Genomic DNA, 23,033 nt, shown 5'->3' with positions numbered 1-23,033 from the left:
TTGCCTTTTTATAAAAATGGGTTTCTTTGATGTGGTTGTATATCTTTGTTAGATTCTTTGCTTAGCTTTTCATCTGTATTTTGTGCTTGTGTGTTACTTTGAGTTTGGTTAGGTTGCGGTGTGGTTGGTTTAGCGTGATTAGCCCTTAGTGTATTAGAACCTATTGTATTTTGTATAGAATCCATACAATCTTTTAGACTATTGATCCAACGCATATATACCCGCTTCCTTGTCCGTATATTATCACCATATTTACTTGAGTCTATTTTCATTGTATTATCTTGCTTGTTAGAATCATTATCGTCATTATCAAGACCATAATCATTTGCATATTTATCTATGCGATCAATAAGACTTGTAATGCCACGCCCTATAACGCTGTTGGTATCTGTGCTTCCATTAACATTATCTATAATAGATTGCAGTGTGCTATGAAGTGTTTCATATATGGTTTGGACTTGTGTTAGGACCGCTTTTTCATCTTTTGTGTAGCGAGAAATATCTATGCTTTTAGACATAATCTCATCAAGCTCATCTAACTTTTGATTAATCCTAGCATTCATAGCACTGCATTGAGAAAAGCTATCACTTACACTCTGCATAAACTGCTTATCTACTACAATCTCTGGGTCAAAAACACTGCATTGCGTAGCATCATCAAGCGTTTTTGTAGTATTGCCAAGTAGTGATGGGTCTATTGTATCAGCGATATTGTAGGCAAGGTCAAGCCATGGATTTAGATTTGCAAAGTTTTTTATATCATCACTGCTATATATAATGGGATTTTTTACTGCGATTTTTAGCTCTTTTAGCATATGCTCTATATCTTGCATGGTGCGTAAAATGATATTTGGAATGATTGCGTTTTCATTACTTATTAAATTAAAGCTTGTTGTCATTGCCATTTTTTACCTTTCAAAATAAATCGCAAATATACCACATTTATAATCTAAAATCTAGCAGTACTGAAGATATTTGTCATACTAAGCCTTTGTGGAAAGTATCTAAAGATATAGAATCTAAGCTAGAATTTTTGCTTTTTTTCAAAGGCTTAAAATGACAAGATTCTAAAGTCTTGTTAAAATGTACCAAAATCTACGCACACCCATAAAGATATGGTAGGGTTTCTAAATGCTACTAGCTTTTTACACTCTGCCTAGGAATGGATTATCGGCGTATCGTTTGCCATCATCTTGTTTTATGGTTTCTGGGATAGGCTCTCGTAAGTCTGTACCATCTAGTAATTCTTCTATTTGCTTTATTGCGTTTTTAGCGGTTGTTATGCTTCGCATATAGGCTCGTTTTTTTACTCTTGTTGTTTCGCCTTCATCAATATTTATGGATATGAATATATTATGTAGTATCTCTTGTATGGATTTTATCTTATTGATTAGGGCTTTATCTGTTTGTGAATAGGTATCAAAATCTATGCTTTTTGATAGGATTCTATCTAATTTATCTAGCTTTTTGTTGAGATATGTTTCTAGATTGCTAAATTGTTTGAAAAGGGTTTGTATATCACTTGATATATCTTTTGTAGTTTCAGAATCTAGCCCTATTGCTAAATCTATTAGGGGTTGTAAGTCGCTTGTCTTTGCGGTTTGATTAATCTCTTTTAGCATGGAGATTATCTCTTGTATTGTCTCTGTAAGCGTTTTAGGAAACATGGCGTTATTATCACTATTTCCAAAGATTCTAAAGGTGGTGTTTGTGTTTGTTGCGGAATTGGTCGCTATATGTGGTAGTGAATTATCTGGGTTATATACAACGAGTGCATTTTGTTTTTCTGTGCTATTCATTTGCTGTTCCTTTCTATCGTTAAGTTCTGCTTTATGTTTTGCGTTATATTCTTGTATATATTGGGTAAAGGTTTGAATCTTCTTTTGTCTGGCCTTATACTCATAATAGGTTGTTGGACTGAACTTGGCAATGATTCTGCTGTTTCATCTGTTACAAAGTTTGCTATATCTAACATTCTTTTAGTCCATACCACCCCTTCTGCATTTGCAAGCAGCTCTGCTGCCTTAAAATGTGGTATATTCTGCTTAGTAGCAAATTTATTAAGCAGGTCATATCTTCTTTGCATTGTTTCCGAGCCACTTAGATTCTCTGTTAGAAATACTTTAATTTCTTGGTTTTGTATCTCAAAAAACGCCATAAATCACCCCTTACCCATATCGCACACATACAAGCTGGATTTTATCGCCTTTTTTTACTTCTTTGACTTTGTAGCCTTGCTTTTTTGCTTTTTCAATGATTTGGGCTTTTTGTGCTTCTTTAAAGGCTTCTAGTCGTTCTCTCTCTTTCCTTGCTTCTTCCTCTAATCTCTCTCTTTCCAAACACTCTAGCTTTGCTTTATAGATTCTTAGATATGCTTTATTTACAGATTCTACAAAGTTTCTTTCATCGATATGGTCGCTGTAATAATCTACGCTAAAATGCGTGTCTTTTTGTATGTAGGTTATGCCACAACCTATTTGCACAGAGATTCTGTTGCCTTGGTCTTGATATTGGCAATTGCTTGCTTTTAGGGCTTCTATTAGGCATTCTTTATCTATGATTGGTGTCCTTGTTATAACTCTTCTACTCATTTTTTACTCCTTAGTGTAGCAGATTGTGTTTGTGAGACTTTTTGATAATATTCATCTGTCTTTTTGTCGCTTTCTATATCCATGTCTTCGCTAAGCAGGGCTTCTATCTCGCCCATACAAGCCTCGCCTTTTATGCCTTCGCTCTTTAGGTCTAGGCTGCCATCTTCATTGATTGTTACGATGATTTTCTCTTCTTTCATATTTGTCCTTTCTATTGTGATTTATCGTGTTTTACACTTAAACTTGCCTTAAGCCTTTGTGCTTCTTCTGTCGCACTCTCTACTTCATCCCATTGACTAATCTCTAAAAGTCGCTCATGTTTGTCCTCCTTTAATACGCCTGTGGTTGGGCGGTTTTCCTTTGGTATTACCATGTGTATCTCTTGCTGTGTTCGGCTTTGTGTTTTATCCATAAAGGCTAGAGATGATTTAGATTCTTTAGAATCTTTTTTATTGTAGCTAAATTTTTCGTATTTAGTCTTTAATTCATCTTTTAGGTTTTTAAGTTTATTTTCATCTTTTTGTAAATTTTGTTTTTCTGTGTCTATGTATTTATCTAGGGCTTCTTTGTCTTTCTTTTCTTTGTTATAATTGCTTTTTTTAGAATCTAGGGTTTGCGTGGTTTCATCTAGATTGTCTTGTGCTGCTTTTACGCTCTGTTGTTTTATCTGCATTTGCCCTTTTATAGATTCCATTTGTTGCTTATTGTCAATAAGAATCCTATCTATTTCATGGATTTCATCTTTTATGATTTTATTTTCAGATTCTAAATCTTGTTGTTGTTTTTCCAACTTTGCCCTAGATTCTAAGATGTCTTTTAGCTGTTGTTCTAAAGATGTGCTACTTGCGTCTATTTGCTGTTTATTTTGTATTGCGTTTTTCTGTTGATTGTTCTTTTTTTTAGCCATAACTACTCCTTGTCGCTGGATTTTTCTTTTTCATGCTGATTTTGTTTTAGGTTCTCTAACTCTTTATTTTTTGCTTCAAGAATCTTTTGCTGCAATTCATTTGCTTTTTGTTGCAACTCTTTTAACCTATCTTTTGTTGCATTTATGGTTTTTTCATTATTGTTAGATTTATTTTCTTTGTCCGCTTTTTCTTTTTGTTTTTTTCTGCAATACTCTTCTTTTTCTTGATTGTTTTTAGATAGCTTTTGTTGCTCTTGTTTTAATGTATCTAAATGTGCTTTTGCCTTATCTTTTTCATTCTCTAGATTCTGTATTTCTTTCTGCATGGAATCTAGCTTTTCTTTTTTGTCTTTACATTCTTTTTCTTTTGTATTTAGGTCTTGTTGCTTTGTGCGGCAGTGTTGCTGTAATTCCTCTATTTCGTTTTCTAGTTTGTTTTTTCTTGTCTGCCATTCATTGTGCTCTTTTGCTTCATCAAGCTTTAGGTCTATCTCGCCACTATTTTCATTAATAGTTTTTATATGCTTTTCTAGTTCTTGTATGTAGCTTTGTGTAGAATCTATATTGAGAGTTTCAAGTGTGGCTTTCTCTTTTATCTCATTTAGCTTTGCGGTTAGGTCTTTTAGATTTGTATTCTTACCTAAGAAGAATCTTTTAAAAAAATTTTTTGCTTCGCTTAAAAGGGCTTGAAATGCGTTTAGCTCATCTTGCTTTTTATAGATAGATTCTATATTATTTAATGCTTTGCTTATTGTATCGTGCAGGGCTTTATGTGTGTTTTCCCATTCATTGTATAAATGTGCTTGTTTAAAATGTGCTGGTGTGTAAAAGGGGATAGTATCAAAGCTGTATGTAATCTTGCAGGTATGTGGGTATTTATCCTGCCATATTTGCTTGTAGTCTAGCTCTTGTGTCTCAAACTCATCTTTATCCAAAAAGCTAGTGCATTGTATAGAATCTTTGTGTGTTGTATGTGCTTCTATCTTTGCAGTTTTGCCATCTAAATAATGTATGGTTTTATCTATGAGTTCTTTTAGGGCTACTTCGTGCTTGAAAGATTTTGTTTTATTTTTAATTAGATTTTGTAGCATGGCTTTAAATATCTGTGTTTGTTTTCCTGTAACCCTTATGCTATAAAGCAGTGTGTTATTATTGCTTAGAAAAATATCATTATTTATGCTATCAAAGCCTACTGGGCATTCAATAAAGTTCGTTTCTTTATCTTGTAGTAGCATTTCATCGCTTAATGTATGAAAATCTTGTAAGAAAAATTTACACTCTTCAAAATCTTGCAATAAATCTATAAGCGGTGAATTTGTCTGTAGTTGTATTAGGGCTACGCTTTTTCTTTGTGATATAGAATCTCTTATAAACTCTGTATCAAAACCATTTTGAAAAGGGGGTATAAAATCTTTTTGATTCATCTCTTTTATTTCTTCTTCTTTTCCTGCGATAAATTCTTTTTTCGCGTCTTTCCAAAAGCAAGTGATAAAATAATGCCAAAAATCATTACATTGATTAGAATCTAACTCTAAAAACAGCTGATTAGATTCTATATCAAAATCCTTTGTGCTAAAAAAGCCTTGAATGTTTTTATCTTTTTGTATTAGCACAAAGCTACCTGCAAGATTATCCCCTAAACGCACAAGGCTGTGATGTGATAGCTCTTGTAGTGTATTTTGGTCTTTTGTGTAGATATAGATTCTATTGTTTTTTGCAATTTCTGGGATAAGCTTTATAATCTCAGGATCTAAAAATGAAGTGTAAAGGCAGATTATAGAATCTTGTGCGGTTTGCAAAGTCTCTAGCATAGAATTTTTTATTGCCTGCATAGTTCCTAGAATCTGCGTTGTCTCTTTGGTGCTTTGTGTAGATTCTAAACTTTGCGATGTTTCACTGCGTTCAACATGACAACTATTAGAATCTACCCATACATTTTCTATAACACTATCCCCATAATCTTTTGTGATTTCTTTATGTGCGATGCTTATCATTGTTTTACTCCCATAAAGTCTTGTATAATCTCTTTTAATTTGTTATCAAATATAGAAAAATTATCTATATTGCTAATAACACAACCTTCTGCTCTCCCTTTTGTATCTAGTGTTATATCTTGTGCTTTTATTTCATCAAAGCGTAAAAAGTCGCTTTGTGTTATATTCCAAATCTCTATTTCATTATTAACCTTTAGAATCATATATCTATCGTGTGGGATAGGATCGAAAGGTCGTGCGTTTAATTGTCTTGCGGTTAGAGATTCTATATTTCTTTCATCTGTGATTATTAGATATTGCTGTGTGTTAAAGCCCTGTGCTATTAACTCTGCCTTTTTATATTGATACACATCGGTAAAATATCTATCAATATAAATAAATGCTTGTATCTCTCTATTTTGTGTGATTTTATCTATAAAATCAGCATAGCTTAACTCTTCATCATAGTTGAGCGTAATTGTCTTTATGATATTTGGCAATAAATCTCTTTTTGGTAGTAAATCATTTATTGCATTATAATGCCAATAGGCTGTTTTATCCTTTTCTTGTTTGAGTGAAGATTCTAGTTTGCTTATATATTCTTTTTTATCACTGCTTTTTAAAAACTCATTTAAGCCTTTATGGTTGATATAAGATTCTAGCTTAGAATCTAGGTCATCTTGTGTGAGATAGGACTCGCTTAAATCTTTTAATAAACAACAATTTAGCATATATTTTGCATCGCTTTCTTCTTTTGGGGATAATGCTAGATTGCTAAATGTAAAATTCTCTTTTTTAAAACTTGCTGTTAATGTGCGTATATCTTTTATAACTTGTTCCTCCAAAAAATCGTTTAATTCATCTGTATTAATTCTATAAACTAAATTGTCTCTATCCCAATTTGGTCCTAGTGCTTGTTCGTATTTTTGTATAAAGGTTTTTGTGTCTAAAAACTTTTCGCTAAAATCTTCATTTTCTTCAATATCCACACCATCTAAACATTCTGTATCCCTAAGGATTTCGCCATTTTGATTAATCTCGTGGAATCTTATATATGTGATTATCTCTTGTCTCCGCTGCATTTGCACACTTGCTAAATGGAATCTTATATATGTGATTATCTCTTCTCCCCGCTGCATTTGCACACTTGCTAATTTGGTTAGAATCTTTATACTATCAGTTACCTTATTTTCATCATCTAGCAATACACGCGACTTTTTACCAAAATCTATTGTTTCTAATTCTTGCTCACTTTCATCTATTTCAGCCCTTTTTGCCTTAAAGATTCTGTTATCAAAAATGCTATCATTATAACTAAAGTTTATTTTATATTTACCGCATTCTTTTATATATCGCTTCTTTGTTTTTATTAGCTTTTTGCCTTCTTTTGTAAGGCTATTATTAGAATCTAAAAAGCCAAGTTTTTGCATTTCTTCTTTTGCTCTTGTTTGTAGTGGCTCTTTTAAAAGTGCTTCATTTTTCTGTAAAGATTCTAAAAATTCTGCCATATCGCTTGCGTTATGCAGCACTTCAATATCTAAAAACGCAAAGCCACTTTGTAGCTTTATAGTATGCATTAATTCTATTTTCATTTATTCCCCTTATGTAATGCTTTATGGTGCAATGCAAATTGTTTTAGCATATTATCTTTGCATTGACTGAAATAATCATATTTTCCTAATATCACAAGCTGAAATTTTGCCCTTGTAATACCGACATTTAGTCGGTTTGGATTATCTAAAAAGCCGATTTTATCTGTATTTACCATTGAGAGAAACACAATGTCAGCTTCTTGCCCTTGAAACTTATCTACGGTGCAAAGTCTCATTTGTATCTCTGTGCCATTCCACTCTCTCGTAAAATCTGTGCTTTTATGCTTTAATCCTGTGTATTCTTGCAGTTTAGATTCTAAGATTCTAGTTTGTCCCTTATAAAAACTTAGCACAGCAACACTCCAGGTTTCATTTAGTGGGTGTGGATTGTTAGTAGCAAAATCTATAAATGCTCTAAGCTCTTTTATAAGAAACTCTGCTTCTTTTTCGTTTCTACCTCTATAACTCTTGCTATCTACATTTATCCATACGCTTCGCTTTTTATATCTTGTGTAGCTCCATTCTCGATTAAGATTGCTTAAATCTTTCAAGGCATTTGCTTCTTTATAGAATTGCTCTCGTGGAAAGCGTGAAATATCTTCGTGCATTCTACCTTGTGTGCTTAATATACTATGTCTCTGTTTTAGCTCATCTTGTGTAAAGCCGCTGCGAATGGCTGAATCTTCTCTTTCACTTCGCCTATCGCTTACACCTTTAATAAGTGATTCTAGAATTGAGGGTAGGGAAATATTTGCTATACTTGAGATTTTATTGCGGATAAGGTTTCTATCTTTATGACTTTTTGGGAGTAACTCATCAATTGTTTTTGTATATGATTGATTTTTATTTTTAGCCTTATTGGAATCTGAAAAAGTCCTTAGTTCAAACTCTCTACTAAGCCGCCAAGCAATCTCACTAGCAAAGCTTCTCTCTTGTCTATAATCCTTAATTGCTTTAAGAAAAGATTCTGTATTTTTAGCATTATTATCAAACATTAAAGTTGTATTTTTATGTTTTGCTTTGTATTGATACAATAAAGCGAGATTATCAAAGTCTATAAAATCACTTGGGATAAGGTGCTTTAAAGGATTATGTAGTGAATCCTTTTTTACTAGATCCTCATCATAAAAAATCCAATGTTTATTAAGGTTATCAAAATATGAAGTTGCTTGTAAATCTTTAATATACCCAACTTTTAATCTATTATTTAGCACACCAAAATTATCTCTTTTTTCATCTGTCCTTATCTCAATCTCTTGTTCTAGAATCCATAAAATCTCACTTGATACTCCCATTGCAATTTTTATATTAAAGCCATTTTCTTTATAGATTTTTGATAATAAATAAAGCAAAAAACAAGCTTGTTGATAGCTAGATTCTAAAAAGTCAAAGCCTTTGTTTATTTTATTATATCTCAAAGCAAGATTGCTAATATTATCCTCTAACTCATCTCTATCTACAAAGGGGCTAAGCTGTCTTGTATCACCTACTATAATCCACTTTTTCGCATACATTGCTGGGACTAGAAACTCTTGAAAAGTCGTCTTTGAAGACTCATCAATGATTAAATAATCAAAATCAGGCATTATAGGCTTTATAGTCTTTTTATTGCGTTTTTTACTATCCTCTTCTTCATCTTGAATCTTAAAGGCTGGATATTGTAAGATTCCAATCGTTGTGCCACATACTAGATTGGCACATTGCATAAAGAATTTTAAGCCAATTTTTCCTTGTTTATTTTCATCATTAGAATCTTTTTCTAAATCATTATAAACGCTATATTTTTCAAGCAGTGAATCTTCATAATTTCTAGCAAAATCACCTAGTCTAAATTCTTTTACCTCTTCGCTCAAAGCCCCCTCACTTCCTACTCTTATGGGAAAAATATTTAGCTTTTCTATAAGTTCTCTTTCTTTTAATCTCTCTAGCACATTATCTATTGCAACATGTGTTGAACCACAAAGCAATACCCTTTTATTTTGCTTTATAATCTGTGCGATAAGCTCTAAAATTGTAGTCGTTTTACCACTGCCCGGAGGTCCCTCTAGCAAGGCAAAGTCTTTTGTATTTAAGGCTTGTTGTATGAAATTTCGCTGAATGTTAGCACCCTCTCTATTCTCATCTGTTAGCACTTCCCATTCTGTAATATCTATTATCTTAGAATCTTTTGTTAGCCAACTTATTTTATCCTTTGTCCTTGAAGCAAAAAGCTTTAAAAGCGTATGACTTTGAGCTAGTGGCATTTTTATAAGATTTTGTATAGCATTTCTTTGACATTTTAGCCGATATGGATTTGGCTTTGTCTCGAGTATAGAGTATTGTCGTGGGAGTATTGCTCTATTTTTATATAATAACTCAATGATAAACTCATCTCTATTTATAATCTTTACTCGGCACTCTTGTGGCTCTTTATGTCCATCTAAACATGCCATTACTTGAATGTCAGAATCTAAAAAGAAACGCAAAGGTGATTCTATCTCATCTTCATCTTCTCTCTCATCATCATTTCTTAATAGCCTGATATTAAAGCCTTCGTTTTTTACCTTTTTTAGAGTATAGGATATGCCAAATTTATCATATAAGATTGTTTTATCATCTAGCTTTTTTATATCTTTTATGAATACTTGTTTAGAATCTTGCTTTTCTATATCTATCTTATTTCCACTTTTATCACATAGAGATTGAAAATCGCAATAGCTTTTTGCAAGATGTTTTTCTATTGGATTGCAAAGTTGGCTTTTTATCTCATTTTTACAATATATAATTTTATGAGTTTTGTTATCTTGCAATACTTTATGATTATCTTGAATGTAGTTTATCTCTAGTGTAGCAGGTAGCAAATAGCCATCTTTTTGTATTATATTTGCCTTATTTATATCACTTTTTAGCAAAATCACATTATCTTGCAAGCTTTTAATCTCTACTTGCTTAGAATCTAAATCTAATTTTCCATTATTAAGCCATTGCTTCAGTGTTTTAATCTCTAAATCATCACCACTCCAAGATACTTTTTTAATGCTAAAATCTTTTAGCTTTTGTTTTGTGTCATTATCTAGTGATAAAGAGTCTAAGTGGATAAAGCCTGTGTCTAGATTCTGTAAAAATTCGCCCTTGTCTATACAATTTGAACGATTGTTAGAGGGATAGTCATTATCACTTAGATAACTCCTACCATCACAATTCAGCCAAAGCCCGTCCAAAGCCATAGAGCAACCGCTAGAATTTGTGGTTTTGTTTGCGTGGCTTGTTGGTGTAGTTTCTAGATTCTTGTCATTTTGAGCCTTTGAAAAAGGCGAAAAATCTTTGCTAGATTCTATACTAGATATTTCGCTACGCTCAACATGACAATTTTTAGAATCTAGCAATTCTTCTGTTTTGGTAAGCTGTGGGCTTTGAGATACAAAATCTTTAGAAACTTCATCAGCAATTTCACAAAATCTACATAATATCTCATAATCTTGTGCTATGTCGCCATCTTTTAGGCTTATTTTTATTTTTTTCCCATTTTCCAAAGTGATAAAAAGTTTTTCATCGTAATCTCTAGTTTGTGGGAGATTCCCTACAAATAGAATAGAATCTAGCTGTTTATAAAATTCATCTTTTAAGCTTATTTGACCTAAGGGCTTATATTTATAAAAATATCCATTAATCTCTAAAGTCGCATTAAACTCTGTTTCTACTCTCTCCCATTTAGCCCTTACTTTTTTCTTTTCTAGCGATTTAATGGCAGTATCTATATATTGCTTAAAGGGCAATATCTCTTTTTCTATGCACTCTCTTTTTCTATTTGCCTCATCTGCGTTTTGTGAAAAGGCATGATAATAATGCTGCATACAACCCCTTTAGCATTAAAATAATTACATAAATGGATTAGCGGTTATCTCTTGTCTTAATTGTGGGACATCTTTATCGTTTTTCAACTCACCATCAAACTCTTCACTAGAAGCATAAACAGCCCTAGCCTTAGCCCATTTACGCATAGAAGTAATACTCTCACTCATAGTTTTTGATAGCGGATAAGTTTTTTCAGCAGAATCTATTATATAGCTATCATCTACTTCTTTTGCATCATTAAAAGCAGCAAAGAGAGCATCTTTTATGCATTCCTCAATCTCAGCACCAGAAAAACCCATACAAGCTTTTGATAGAGCATCTAAGTCAAAATCACTTGGATTTCTTTTTAATCGCTTTAAATGTATGCTTATAATTGCTTTTCTTGCATTAAAGCTAGGCAAATCCACAAAGAAAATTTCATCAATCCTACCTTTACGCAAGAGTTCAGGTGGGAGTTTGCTAATATCATTTGCAGTTGCTACGACAAATACAGGCTTACTCTTATCCTGCATCCACGATAAAAAAGTGCCAAGCACCCTTGAAGTCGTGCCGCCATCAGTAGAGCCAGAGCTAGACAAGCCAGAAAAGCCCTTTTCAATCTCATCAATCCATAAAATTGAAGGTGCAATAGCTTCTGTAATCTGTAATGCTTTTCGTATATTACTCTCACTCTCACCTACAATACCGCCAAAGATTCTCCCCATATCAAGCTTTATAATAGGAAACTTCCATTCGCTTCCTATCGCCTTAGCACTCAAACTCTTACCAGTCCCAGGAATCCCTAAAAGCAGCACTCCCTTTGGAATCTCAAGTCCATATTCCTTTGCCTCTTTATGAAACGCCCTACCTCTTTTTGTAAGCCAATTTTTAAGCTCGTCTAAACCACCAACATCACTAAGCCCCTCTTTATGATGATAGTATTCTAAAAATCCGCTATTTTTTATAATATGCTCTTTTTCACTAACAATTAGTTTAATCTCATCTTCTCCAAGCTTACCTTTAGTGCGTTTAATAGCTCTCATAAAGACCTTTCTAGCCTCCATAATGGTAAGCCCTAAGGCAGATTCTATAAGTCTATCTTTTAGATTTTCATCTAGTTCTTGCGATCCATATTTAGCATCTTCAATACATTGTCGAAAGATTACCTCTAAATCAGCCTTATTTGATAAATCAAGCGTGATAATATGCACATCTTTATCTAGTTCTTGTGGGATTTTTTGAAATGGTTGTGATAATATAATTGTCCTATCTTTTGGTCCCCTTGCGATATTTCTAAAGATTCTGATGTTTTGTGGATTCTCATCAAGCAATGGATAAAAATCTTCTAAGATTACAATACTATTACTTGCTTCATTGCTTTGAAACCACTCTAAAACTTCACTTGCCTCTTTTTCATCAAAAGATCCAAATATTTTATTTTCATTATCAAAGCGAGACAGACCCTGAGCGATATTCCATTTATATAAGGTTTTCCCAGCTTTATGTGCTACCTTTGCTGATATAGCATCAATTCTCTCCCATTCAAAACTCACTATTTGAATAATATTTACAGAATCTAATATCTCAAAAACTTCATCTTCATGCTGCATGTTGATCCCTTCTTTAATTAAGTAGTAAAAATAAAGTCGCCATTATAACAAAAAAAAGGGGGGGGGGGGGGAACTTTTCAATAAGAATTCTAAAGTATAATTTCTATTTTTGTGTTAGTTGCAAGGATTAACCTAACATATCATTATCATTTTTAGTAAAGTGATAGAATTTAACATATTTATTTATCTACTAATTGAAAAGTATATTTATGCTACTTATGAGTGTTGTTGCACACATTAAGTACTATATATCACTCACCACTGCAAAGTGGGGTAAGTGGCACTCGTATTTCAAAAAATTTACCCTCTGTATTATTCGCACAAAGTTCGCCATCGTGTGCCAAAGCGATTTGTCTGCTTAGGGCTAGTCCTAGTCCATGTCCTTTTAGCTTTGTTGTTTTAAAGGCTTCAAAAAGTGAAGTAATATCTTCAATCTCTTTTCCATTATCATAAATTCTACACAGAATCATATCACAATCCCTAAAAAAGCAAATGCGGATTTTACCACTCTCACACTCGCCCTCTTCAATCGCATCAATGGCATTGCAAAGCATGTTATGCAGGGCAATTTCATAAAGAGAAAAATCTACATAAAAGGCATCGTTATAATCAATTTCAAACGCAACTTCAATTTCCTTTGTATAGCCATATTCGCTTATGACTTGCTCTAAACTCTGTTTAAAATCAGCAAAAAAGTGCTGCTGTTTATTTGCCTGCACGCCTTTTGAAAAAAGCAAGGTGCTTTTAATGATTCGCTCAACTCGCCAAATGGATTTTTTCATTTCATCTACAATTTCCATGCTTTTTTCATCTACTCGTTTGCTTAATACCCCTGCAAGTAGAGAGAGTGAGCCGATTGGATTGCGGATTTCATGTGCTAGATGTGCGCTGACTTGTCCCATGCTAGCAAGCCTTTCTTGCCTTTTTTGTTCTGTGATATTTGTGGCGGTTATGATTTGTTTATGTGAGATTTTTGAGCTTTGCATAAGATAGACATTATTATCAATCTTTACTTCAAATTCACTGCTAAAATTAAGATCAATATCAAGTAAGCCTTTGAGATTACTTGCCTTTTTATTTTGATAAAACAGACTGCCATTTTCATTGAAGACAATTACTGCTTGTGGAATCATCTCTAAAACAGATTCTATTAATACCTTAAAATCTTTAAATTCCTTTTCAATCTTATAGCTTTGTAGAATAAGCTCATGCAAGAGATTAAGCAAAGACTGCGTATCCCCTAAGCCCAAAGTGCTTTGCAGTGCAGCATTATCATAGGCTACATCTTCTAGCATAATGCTATTTTTTGTGAGATGTTCTTGCTTGTAGGCTTCTTTTTTTTTCGCATTATGTTTGTTTTTTTTATGCACTTTTTTCATATATAACCCCTTGTTTTAAGACTATTCAAGTGGCACTCTAAATTGAAATCCTTGCCTATCAACAAGGAAATTCATCTGCCCACCATACTCCACAAGGGCTTCATACTCTTTTATTCTCTCTTTTTTAGGCTTATTTGTGCTTTTACCTCCAGAGTTATACATATCATATATTGTTCTCATGCTTTGCGTGTCAGAATCTCGCAAGATTCCATCGCCACTGAATGAATGCAAATCGCCCTTTTTACTCGTTCTCTCCCCTGTGATATTTGTGCCAATAGCTATATCGCTACTTGCAAAGTTACGGATATTATCTGCCATTTTGTAGTAAAAGTCATTGTGTCGCTCTTTTTTTACTTCTTTACTTTGGAATTGCTCTAATATATCTGCATTTCTTCTTTTTGTGGCTTCTTTCTCTGCATCATAGGCGATTTTTTGCTCTAAGAAATCCACTTGATTATCCTGTATCCTTGTGAAAAGCTCTCGCAATAAATGATTTCTCTCTGTGGTATTACGCGGTTTAAAATGTCGCATATCAATGTCGTTTATAAAAAGGATTCTATCGCCTTTTTTTAGCTTTGAAAAAGGACCTTTATTTGGGACTTTTTGCACGATTAAATCATTTGAAATAACGAGATTAAATCTCTCTAAAAAGCTATCTGCAAGTAGCATTCCCCCATATCTCTTCTTTGCTTTTACCTTTATGTTCTTTACATTTTCGCCGCGTTTAATCTTTATTTGTGCGACTTCATCGGGCATAAGATTTGAAATGATTAGCTCTAATTCTCCCCAATCTTTTGGTGCAATATCATTAATTGAGATTAAAATATCACCCCTTTTAAAAGGATTTGATGGAAAGAATGGGTCTGAAAACTGCACTACAAAAGTCGCATTTTCAGCACTAGCTACATCAAAACGCACACCAATATCGCCATGATAGGGTTGCTGTTGATTAAGGAATCTATCAATATAAGACTTTTCTATAAAGCCATTACCACCTACGCTTAAGCCATAGATTTTATAGCATATATTGCTTATTACGCCATTTTTTTGCGTTGGAGCAGAAAACTCGGCGTATTTTAGAAATCCGGCTTGGTGCGTCTGGAATCTGCCCGGCTTTGCCCCATTAATACCTGCGCTTGCTAACTCTCTGCTTAAAGCATAATCATCAATGGCAGATAACTCATAAGCATATTTAGAATCTACTCTGCCACTCACTTGAAATAAGCCTGTGAAAGGATCATATTTTACAAGGTTTTTTAACTGCGGACGAGTTGGATTATAGCCGATAATCTCACCACTTTTAAGCTTTATGGCATATAAGCCTTTGCCTAGATTAAGACTTGCTTGTTTATAGTAAGCGGCACAATGGGCGTAATCTATCTTTTCTTCAGTTTTACTTTTGCCATACAAATCGATTACTTCTAGCTCATTGCTCTCTAAGATTCCATTCTTTTCTCGCACTTGCACTTCTTTAGTATTTACGATATTTTCATCTGGTGTGCTAACTTGAGATGGGGTTTTGGGCTTACTTAGGCTATTAAACTCGCTTTCAAGCACATTTGCATAAAGACTTGTGCTAACACAAAGGCTAAAAACGCTTGAAGCAAAAAGTGTTTTTATCAAAAAGCCTTGCTTTGTTTTTGATACAGAATCTCGCTGAAGACTATTTGCATTGGGTAAAAATCTAAAAGATTGCATAAGCACTCCTTTAAAATTTAAAAGGATTCATATTTTTTATTTGCTCAAATACATCATCTTGTCTAGACTCTTGCATTTGCTTATAACCTTCATTAATAGCACTAATAAGTAGAATCTGCAATGACTGCTTATCTTGCAGTAATTCATCATCAATCTCAATGTCAATGAGTTCTCCAGCTCCATTAAACTGCACATTAATAAGCCCACCACCGCTTTTTGATTCTATAATCTTTTCTTTTGCTTTCGCATCCATTTCTTTTAACTGCTCTTGCACACTACCAAGCATATTTTGCAAATCTTTAGGGTCAAACATTAATGCTCCTCTACAATACGATTTTTAGAATCTACTAGCACAACTTGTGGTTTAAAATCTTTTGCATACTTCATTTTCATACTAGCATACGCGATAATTATCACAATATCACCTTTTTGCACCTTGCGTGCCGCTGCACCATTAAGGCATATAGTGCCACTTTTTGCCTTTGCTCTTATCGCATAAGTGCTAAATCTTTCTCCATTATTGACATTTACAATATCAACTTTCATACCTTCAATGATACCGCTAGATTCCATAATGCTTTCATCTATGCTAATAGAACCCACATAATTAAGATTTGCATCAGTAACGACTGCCCTGTGAATCTTTGCATACATCATTTCGACATAGCAGCCTTTTTTAATTTTATCTAGTTTGATCTTATCTTGTAATAGATTCTTATCTTCTCTTTTCTCTTTTGCCATCTCTATCCCTAAGTTTATGCTTATAATATGGAATCTTTTGTGTAAATAATCTTGCTATTGTAACACATTTTATTTTAAGTTACCACATTTTTACATTCAACACATACTTTTGTATTCTCTTTTGTCTTATGCCAGCATAGCATACCACCGCATTTATCGCATTTTTCATTTGTTGGTTCTGCATTTGTGATAAATTTACATTTTGGATAGTTTCCACAGCCATAAAAGATTCCGCGTTTAGACTTTCTCTCTAGTAGCTTTCCGCCACATTTAGGACATGCTACACTTAATTCTTTTGGCTTTTCAAGCGGTTGTGCGTTTTTACACTCTGGATAGCCACTGCATGCTAGAAATTTACCCCTTTTACTCATCTTTACTACCATAGGACGACCGCATTTCTCACATATCTCATCGCTTGTTTCTACTTCTTGCTTTTCTTTTTTTATGAATTTACATTGTGGATAGTTAGAGCATGATACAAACTCCCCATATCGTCCATTGCGTATAACAAGCTCGTTGCCACACTCTGGGCATAACTCACCTGTTGGCTTCATCATTTTTTGAGATTCTATGTCTGTTTTACCTTTTGTGATTTTCTCAATAAAAGGTTCATAAAATTCCCATAAAACCTCTTCCCATTCTAGTTTATTTTCCGCAATATCATCAAGCTTAGATTCTAAAGCTGCACTAAAACCGCTATCAACGATTTCTTCAAAATTTGCTTCAAGCATAGCAATTACATTAAATGCAATATCTTGGACTATAAGCTGCTTTTTCTCTAACTCTACATATTTTCTATCTATTAAGATTCTAATCGTTGGAGCATAAGTGCTTGGACGACCTATACCTAAACTCTCAAGCGTTTTAATAAGCCCTGCTTCTGAATAATGCGGTGGTGGCTCTGTTGTCTTTTGTATGCTTTGAATGTCTTTAAAATCTATTGCTTGACCCTCTTTAAATTGCGGTAATAATTTATCTTTATCCGCATTGCCTAAGATTTTATAGAATCCATCAAAGACCAATCTTCTGCCTGTAATCTTAAACTCGCTCAATTCTCCTATAACACTCACACTAAGGCTTTCAAAAATGGCATCTTTCATTTGTGAGGCTATAAAGCGATTAAAAATAAGTGTATAAAGCTTTAACTCATCATTGCTAAGATAGCCTGCTGCAATCTGTGGTGTGAAAGAGAGATTTGTAGGGCGTATCGCTTCATGTGCTTCTTGTGCGCCTTTTTGTGTCGCGGTATAGATTTTTGCCTTACTTGGTAGATAGTCTTTTCCCATATTTGTGTTAATAAACTCTCTAGCATTATCTAGGGCTTCTTTTGCGATATTTAAGCTATCTGTTCGCATATAGGTTATAACCCCAGCTAGTCCATCTTTTGTCTTTACACCCTCATATAATTTTTGTGCGATACTCATCGTTTTTGTAGGGGAGAATCCAAGTAGATTTGAGCTTGTTTGCTGCAGGGTTGAAGTCATAAAAGGTGGTGGAGACTTTGTAACTCTCTCTTTTTGCTGGATAGTTTCTACGCGAAATTTTTCTTTTTGCAATATTGCTAATATCTCTTCTACTTCTTTTTTATCTTGCAATACTAGCTTTTCAATCTTTTTATCTTTAAAGCGGGCTAAATCAAAGACTAGCCTTTCTTCTTCTTTTGCTTTAGAATCTGCTACAAAGTAGGCTTCAATAAGAAAATAATCCTGTGGATTAAAAGCCCTTATCTCTTTTTCTCTATCTACTAGAATCTTTAATGCACTAGATTGAACTCTCCCTGCACTCAAACCCCTGCCAATCTTTTGTGATAATAAGCCACTAAGCTTAAAGCCTACAATCCTATCTAAAAGCCTTCTTGCCTGTTGTGCATTCACTCTATCCATATCTATTAGTCGAGGATTATCTAAAGAATGTGTAATAGCTGATTTTGTAATCTCATGAAATACAATGCGTGGGAATTGCGATATATCCCCATTTAATGCCTCTACAATGTGATAGCCAATAGCCTCACCCTCTCTATCCTCATCGGTTGCGATATAGGTAACTTCTGCACTCTTGTGTAAATCCTGCATTTCTTTTACTAATAACGCATGATCCTTTGAAATATCATAGGTTGGTATGAAATGCTTGTCTTTAATCGTTATTCCAAAGCGGTGTTGCGGTAAATCTCTAATATGCCCTTTTGAAGCAATCACTTCATAATCTTTACCTAAGAAAGTCTTAATTGTTCTTGCTTTTGCGGGAGATTCTACTATGATTAGATTTTTAGAGCCACTTGATTTTTTACTAGTTGCTGTTTTGCTAGTTGCTTTTTTATTGCTTGTTTTTGTATTTTCTTTTGTAGTCGTTTTCTTTGCTTTAGCGGTAGCCATAAATACACTTGCCTTTATCTTGGTTGTGAAAATAACTTGCAATTCTAGCATATATTTCAAATATTTTTTATTATAATACGAAAAAGATTCTGTTCAAGGAAAAAACTTGCTATTTGGCTCACGCATTACAACTCATTTTGATTATGTCTTAATTCTTTTAATTTTGCCACTTGTTTTTACAAGTTTGTATCTCTTAAGTGAGACTTCACAAACACTTCTCATACGACAATCAAGCTATGCGTTTTTGGGAATCTTTATATTTTTATTTATCTTTTTTATCCCTTTTCGCTATCTATATAAAGGTGTCGTTGTATTTTATATTATTTGTATCTTGCTTTTACTTGCTGTGGAAGTCATAGGGACTACAAAGCTTGGGGCGCAAAGATGGATAAATATCGGTGGATTCTCACTTCAACCAAGTGAGCCTGTAAAGATTGCTGTTGTGCTATTTTTAGCACATTATGTGCAAAAAAACCCGCCACCACAAGAAGGATATGGCTGGATTGAGTTTTTAAAAATTAGCGTATTTATCCTTATCCCTTTTTTTCTTATATTAATTGAACCAGATTTAGGGAGTGCTATCATTGTGCTTGTTATGGGCTATGGTATGCTTTTTATTATTGGAGTACATAAGAAAGTATGGCTTACTTGCATTATTGCTGGTTTGCTTTTCTCACCTATTGCGTTTAAGTTTGTATTAAAGCCTTATCAAGTAGATAGAATCATGAAACTTGTAAGTGGTAATACAAGCTCTCAAGTGCAGCAAAGCCTTATTGCTGTTGGTAGTGGTGGTTTAACTGGAAGAAATTATGAGGACGCAACACAGGCAAATTTGAAATTTTTACCCGTTGCTACAAGTGATTTTATATTCGCACATTTTGCGGAGCGTTTTGGCTTTCTTGGATCATGTGCCTTAATTGCTTTGTATTTATTTATAGTGCTGCATTTACTTTCTTTTTGTTTTTTAGATTCACAAGATTATTTTTTAAAGGTTATTGCAAGCTGTCTTGCTATGCTATTTTTTGTCTATACTTCTGTAAATATTGCTATGACTATTGAGCTAGCCCCAGTCGTTGGGATACCACTGCCACTATTTAGCTATGGTGGAAGTAGCTTTATTACCTTTGTGATACTCATTGCTATGTTTGAGAATGCTACAACTTTTCGCTTTAGCTTCAGCAATTTTAAAGAAACTACACCATTTGGTAACTTCATGCGTATTCCTAAGAGACGAGCAAGGCTTTAAGTTATCAAAGTTTGTTGTTGTGTTTGATAATTGAATTTTACTTTCTCGTTTGGTTGCATAATTTTAGCCGGTTCATTATAGATAGGCTAGATTTCGATATGATTAGGCGTATCTAAGTCAGTAGAATTTGGTTTATGATAATCCCTATATTAAACTTGGACACTTGGGATATGATTTCAAAGAGATATTTTCACTTCACATTTAATTTGGCAGATAAACTTTCAATCTTCTATTTCATGTTACTTTTATTTTATAGTAACCTGTCTCATAAACTTATAAACTTAAAAATTTATTAGTTTTTGATATAATAACCGCTTTATTTTTAGAATCACTTTTGCAAGGTTTTTAGTTTGGCAGATACTCGTCTCTTTTTTCTTGTTACTGCATTGCTTGGGATAGCTATATGTATGAGCTATTCTCTCTCATCTTATGCGGTATTATATTATGGCTATGGGCAGTTTCATTTTCTCTATCGTGAGCTTTTTGCAAGTTGTCTTGGCGTTATGCTTATGTGGGGTTTATCTTATTTTAATGTAGAAAAACATTTGCTTGGCTTCGGGTTGGTGCTACTCATTTCATCGTTTATAGTCATTATTGTATTACCATTTTTGCCTGATAGCTATGCTACAAGTGCGGGTGGGGCGAAGCGGTGGCTGCGTTTGCCAAATATTTCACTTGCACCTTTAGAGTTTTTTAAAATCGGCTATATTATCTTTGTTGCGTGGAGCTTTAGTCGCAAGTTTAATAATCCAAGATCTTTGCCATTTTTGGAGCAACTTGGGATCTTGATACCTCACTTATTCCTGTTTATGTGTGTTGCAGCTCTCATTTCTACATTGCAAAATGATTTGGGGCAAATTATCTTATTATCCCTTGTGTTTATTGTTATGCTGATTTGTGCTGGTGGGAGATTCTCACTTTTTACACTAGCGCTTGGCGTTGTGTCTGTCATGGGGACAATCCTTATTGTAACAAGTCCGCATAGGATAAAAAGAGTGCGTGAATGGTGGATAAATATCGAAACGCTTATCCGCTCGTATGCCCCAAACTTTTCATTACTTAGCGATGGTGTTGATGCTGGTGGGCAGGTGCAGAATGCGACTTATGCCTTTTATAATGGTGGGCATTTTGGCGTGGGTATTGGTGAGAGTATTGTAAAGCTTGGCTTTTTGGGTGAAGTGCATACGGATATGATACTTGCTGGGATTAGCGAAGAGCTTGGGCTATTTGGGCTTTTAGTATGCGTTTTGTTAGTATTTATGATTGTTTTTAGAATCTTTAAAATCGCATTTCGTTTGCAAAAAAGCTTTTATTCACTCTTTTGTGTTGGTATAGCAGCCCTTATTGGTATTAGCTTTCTTATTAACGCCTTTGGTGAAACAGGTATTATACCTATTAAAGGCATGGCAGTGCCATTTCTAAGCTATGGGGGGAGTAGTTTGCTTGCCTTATGTATTGGCATTGGCTTGGTGTTGGCATTATCAACAAAAGTAGATTTAGGCAAATAGATTCTATAAGGATATAATATGCAGGCACAACCACACATTCCCTTAGTTTTACAAGTCAGTCAGCTAACTATGCAAATAAAGTCATTGCTTGAGAGCGATTTTAGCTATGTTGAGGTGGAAGGTGAGGTAAGTGGCTTTACGCACCATAATAGCGGACATATCTATTTTAATCTAAAAGATGAAAATGCGACAATTGCTTGCACCTTTTTCCGCCATAATGCACGAAATAATCCCATTAAATTGCAAAATGGCGATAAAATTATCGCTAAAGGCAACATTAGCGTATTCCCACCGCGTGGGACTTATAATCTCAACATTGTAAAATGTGTGCATAGTGGTATAGGCGATTTAAAAGCACAATATGAAGCCCTAAAAAAGAGATTAGAAGAGCGAAATTATTTTTGTAAAAACAAACCATTACCACGATTTCCCAAAAGAATAATCCTGCTTACAAGTCAAACAAGTGCCGCCCTGCAAGATATGATAAAAGTAGCAAGCAAGCGTTATTGTCTATGTGAATTTATCCTTATTGATACATTGACACAAGGGCGTGAGGCAAAGCACTCTATCGCTAAAAATCTTGCCTATGCGGATAGGCTTGGTGCGGATATTTTAGTGCTTGCAAGGGGTGGTGGAAGTATTGAAGATTTATGGAGCTTTAATGAAATGGAGGTGCTAGAGGCAATCTTTGCATGTAAAACACCTGTGGTATCTGCAATTGGGCATGAGATAGACTATCTTTTAAGCGATTATGTTGCTGATGTGAGAGCCCCGACACCAAGTGCTGCTATGGAGATGATTCTATGCGATAAGGATAATCTCATCACGCAGTTATGCGATATGGAATCTATGCTAACACATACAATGCAAACACATATTACGCAAAAAAAATCGATATTAAATCATCTAGCACAAAGCCTTGAGATTCTAAATCCATTACAAAAGATAGCACAATATAAACTGCTACTGCAAACACTCACACAAAACCTGCAAGATTCTATAAAATGGTTCTACACACAAAAAAAACATGCCCTATTGCAGCAACAAGAGCGACTAGACCTTGCAAAACCCACACAAAAACTACTCATAATGAAAACAGAGATACAATCTCTAAGCAAAAAGCTTCATGGCGAGTTTTCATATATTATCGAGCAAAAAATAAATCAAACAAAGCAAATAGAGCTTGAGTTAAAAAACACCATGCTTCAAATGATGACAAGAAAAAGGGCAATGCTAAACTTTAACCTTCATGATTCTATGCAGAATGCCCTGCGACAAAAAAGACTTATGCTAAATAATCTAATTGATATGTTACACGCCCTAGACCCTAGCAAAAAAGCACAATATGGATTTGCACAAATTTTAAAGGATAATAAATTGATACAGGTAAGTGAGCTGCAAGAAAATGATGTTATTGAAATCATAGATTCTAGTGGGATAAGAAACGCACGCATTTTGGGCTAGAGGGTTTAAACTCGAAGCTAAGTTTTTTATCTAGGCGATACTAAAATGGATTTAATATAGGTTTGCATGTTTTATTTTCTAATATGCAAAAAAAATAAATCAAACACCTCATTCACATGGCTTAACAGAATCCATATCC

Annotated in this window: 18 protein-coding genes; 3 read left to right on the top strand and 15 right to left on the bottom strand. The window is 34.0% G+C overall.

Translation table 11 applies throughout. The annotated features are described in order from the left end of the window. Positions 1-8: 8 nt before the first annotated feature. The 15 genes from XJ32_RS09905 to topA form a co-directional block, all read right to left on the bottom strand. Positions 9-905 (bottom strand): hypothetical protein, encoded by an 897-nt coding sequence (locus XJ32_RS09905; RefSeq protein WP_077389439.1) that lies wholly within the window; start codon positions 903-905, stop codon positions 9-11. 240 nt (positions 906-1,145) lie between these two features. Further along, positions 1,146-1,799 (bottom strand): hypothetical protein, encoded by a 654-nt coding sequence (locus XJ32_RS09900; RefSeq protein WP_077389437.1) that lies wholly within the window; start codon positions 1,797-1,799, stop codon positions 1,146-1,148. After that, on the bottom strand, positions 1,796-2,158 hold the full coding sequence (locus XJ32_RS09895; RefSeq protein ID WP_077389435.1) for a hypothetical protein: 363 nt from the start codon (positions 2,156-2,158) through the stop codon (positions 1,796-1,798). Before XJ32_RS09895 ends, XJ32_RS09900 begins: the two co-directional genes overlap by 4 nt. A gap of 10 nt (positions 2,159-2,168) precedes the next feature. Then, positions 2,169-2,591, bottom strand: coding sequence for a hypothetical protein (locus XJ32_RS09890; RefSeq protein WP_077389433.1), 423 nt, complete (start codon positions 2,589-2,591; stop codon positions 2,169-2,171). Continuing rightward, positions 2,588-2,791 carry a DUF2997 domain-containing protein gene (locus tag XJ32_RS09885; protein WP_005217976.1) on the bottom strand — a complete coding sequence of 68 codons (204 nt, stop codon included), beginning with the start codon at positions 2,789-2,791 and terminating at the stop codon, positions 2,588-2,590. Before XJ32_RS09885 ends, XJ32_RS09890 begins: the two co-directional genes overlap by 4 nt. Before the next feature lie 11 nt (positions 2,792-2,802). Next, on the bottom strand, positions 2,803-3,498 hold the full coding sequence (locus XJ32_RS09880) for a coiled-coil domain-containing protein (RefSeq protein WP_077389431.1): 696 nt from the start codon (positions 3,496-3,498) through the stop codon (positions 2,803-2,805). A 2-nt stretch (positions 3,499-3,500) separates the two neighbouring features. Further along, entirely contained in the window at positions 3,501-5,492 is a 1,992-nt protein-coding gene (locus XJ32_RS09875) for a coiled-coil domain-containing protein (protein ID WP_077389429.1), read from the bottom strand. Then, positions 5,489-7,063, bottom strand: coding sequence for a hypothetical protein (locus XJ32_RS09870; RefSeq protein WP_077389427.1), 1,575 nt, complete (start codon positions 7,061-7,063; stop codon positions 5,489-5,491). The genes XJ32_RS09875 and XJ32_RS09870 overlap by 4 nt, the downstream gene beginning before the upstream one ends. Next, positions 7,060-10,896 carry an AAA domain-containing protein gene (locus XJ32_RS09865; protein WP_077389425.1) on the bottom strand — a complete coding sequence of 1,279 codons (3,837 nt, stop codon included), beginning with the start codon at positions 10,894-10,896 and terminating at the stop codon, positions 7,060-7,062. Before XJ32_RS09865 ends, XJ32_RS09870 begins: the two co-directional genes overlap by 4 nt. A gap of 24 nt (positions 10,897-10,920) precedes the next feature. Beyond that, positions 10,921-12,486, bottom strand: coding sequence for an AAA family ATPase (locus XJ32_RS09860; protein ID WP_077389423.1), 1,566 nt, complete (start codon positions 12,484-12,486; stop codon positions 10,921-10,923). A gap of 251 nt (positions 12,487-12,737) precedes the next feature. Next, positions 12,738-13,865, bottom strand: a complete 1,128-nt coding sequence (locus XJ32_RS09855) for a sensor histidine kinase (protein WP_077389421.1) — start codon at positions 13,863-13,865, stop codon at positions 12,738-12,740. Between the two features lie 21 nt (positions 13,866-13,886). After that, positions 13,887-15,563, bottom strand: coding sequence for a DUF7488 domain-containing protein (locus XJ32_RS09850; RefSeq protein ID WP_254422359.1), 1,677 nt, complete (start codon positions 15,561-15,563; stop codon positions 13,887-13,889). 10 nt (positions 15,564-15,573) lie between these two features. Beyond that, complete coding sequence (locus tag XJ32_RS09845) at positions 15,574-15,876, bottom strand: YbaB/EbfC family nucleoid-associated protein (RefSeq protein WP_004086704.1); 303 nt, start codon at positions 15,874-15,876, stop codon at positions 15,574-15,576. Then, positions 15,876-16,220, bottom strand: coding sequence for an aspartate 1-decarboxylase (gene panD / locus XJ32_RS09840; RefSeq protein WP_077390325.1), 345 nt, complete (start codon positions 16,218-16,220; stop codon positions 15,876-15,878). The genes XJ32_RS09845 and panD overlap by 1 nt, the downstream gene beginning before the upstream one ends. Positions 16,221-16,378: 158 nt before the next feature. Further along, complete coding sequence (gene topA / locus XJ32_RS09835; protein ID WP_254422358.1) at positions 16,379-18,676, bottom strand: type I DNA topoisomerase; 2,298 nt, start codon at positions 18,674-18,676, stop codon at positions 16,379-16,381. A 106-nt stretch (positions 18,677-18,782) separates the two neighbouring features. Between topA and XJ32_RS09830 the strand changes: the two genes are divergently transcribed. The 3 genes from XJ32_RS09830 (at position 18,783) to xseA (ending at position 22,894) form a co-directional block, all read left to right on the top strand. After that, entirely contained in the window at positions 18,783-19,922 is a 1,140-nt protein-coding gene (locus XJ32_RS09830) for an FtsW/RodA/SpoVE family cell cycle protein (protein ID WP_077389419.1), read from the top strand. A gap of 350 nt (positions 19,923-20,272) precedes the next feature. Continuing rightward, positions 20,273-21,430: an FtsW/RodA/SpoVE family cell cycle protein gene (locus tag XJ32_RS09825; protein ID WP_077389417.1), complete on the top strand. Its 1,158-nt coding sequence runs from the start codon at positions 20,273-20,275 to the stop codon at positions 21,428-21,430. Positions 21,431-21,448: 18 nt separating this feature from the next. Continuing rightward, positions 21,449-22,894 carry an exodeoxyribonuclease VII large subunit gene (gene xseA / locus XJ32_RS09820; protein WP_077389415.1) on the top strand — a complete coding sequence of 482 codons (1,446 nt, stop codon included), beginning with the start codon at positions 21,449-21,451 and terminating at the stop codon, positions 22,892-22,894. Positions 22,895-23,033: the final 139 nt, after the last annotated feature.

This window comes from Helicobacter bilis, assembly GCF_001999985.1.
GTDB lineage: Bacteria > Campylobacterota > Campylobacteria > Campylobacterales > Helicobacteraceae > Helicobacter_A > Helicobacter_A rappini.
Note: the sequence above shows the minus strand (reverse complement) of the source record. Positions and strands in the feature narration are given on the sequence as shown.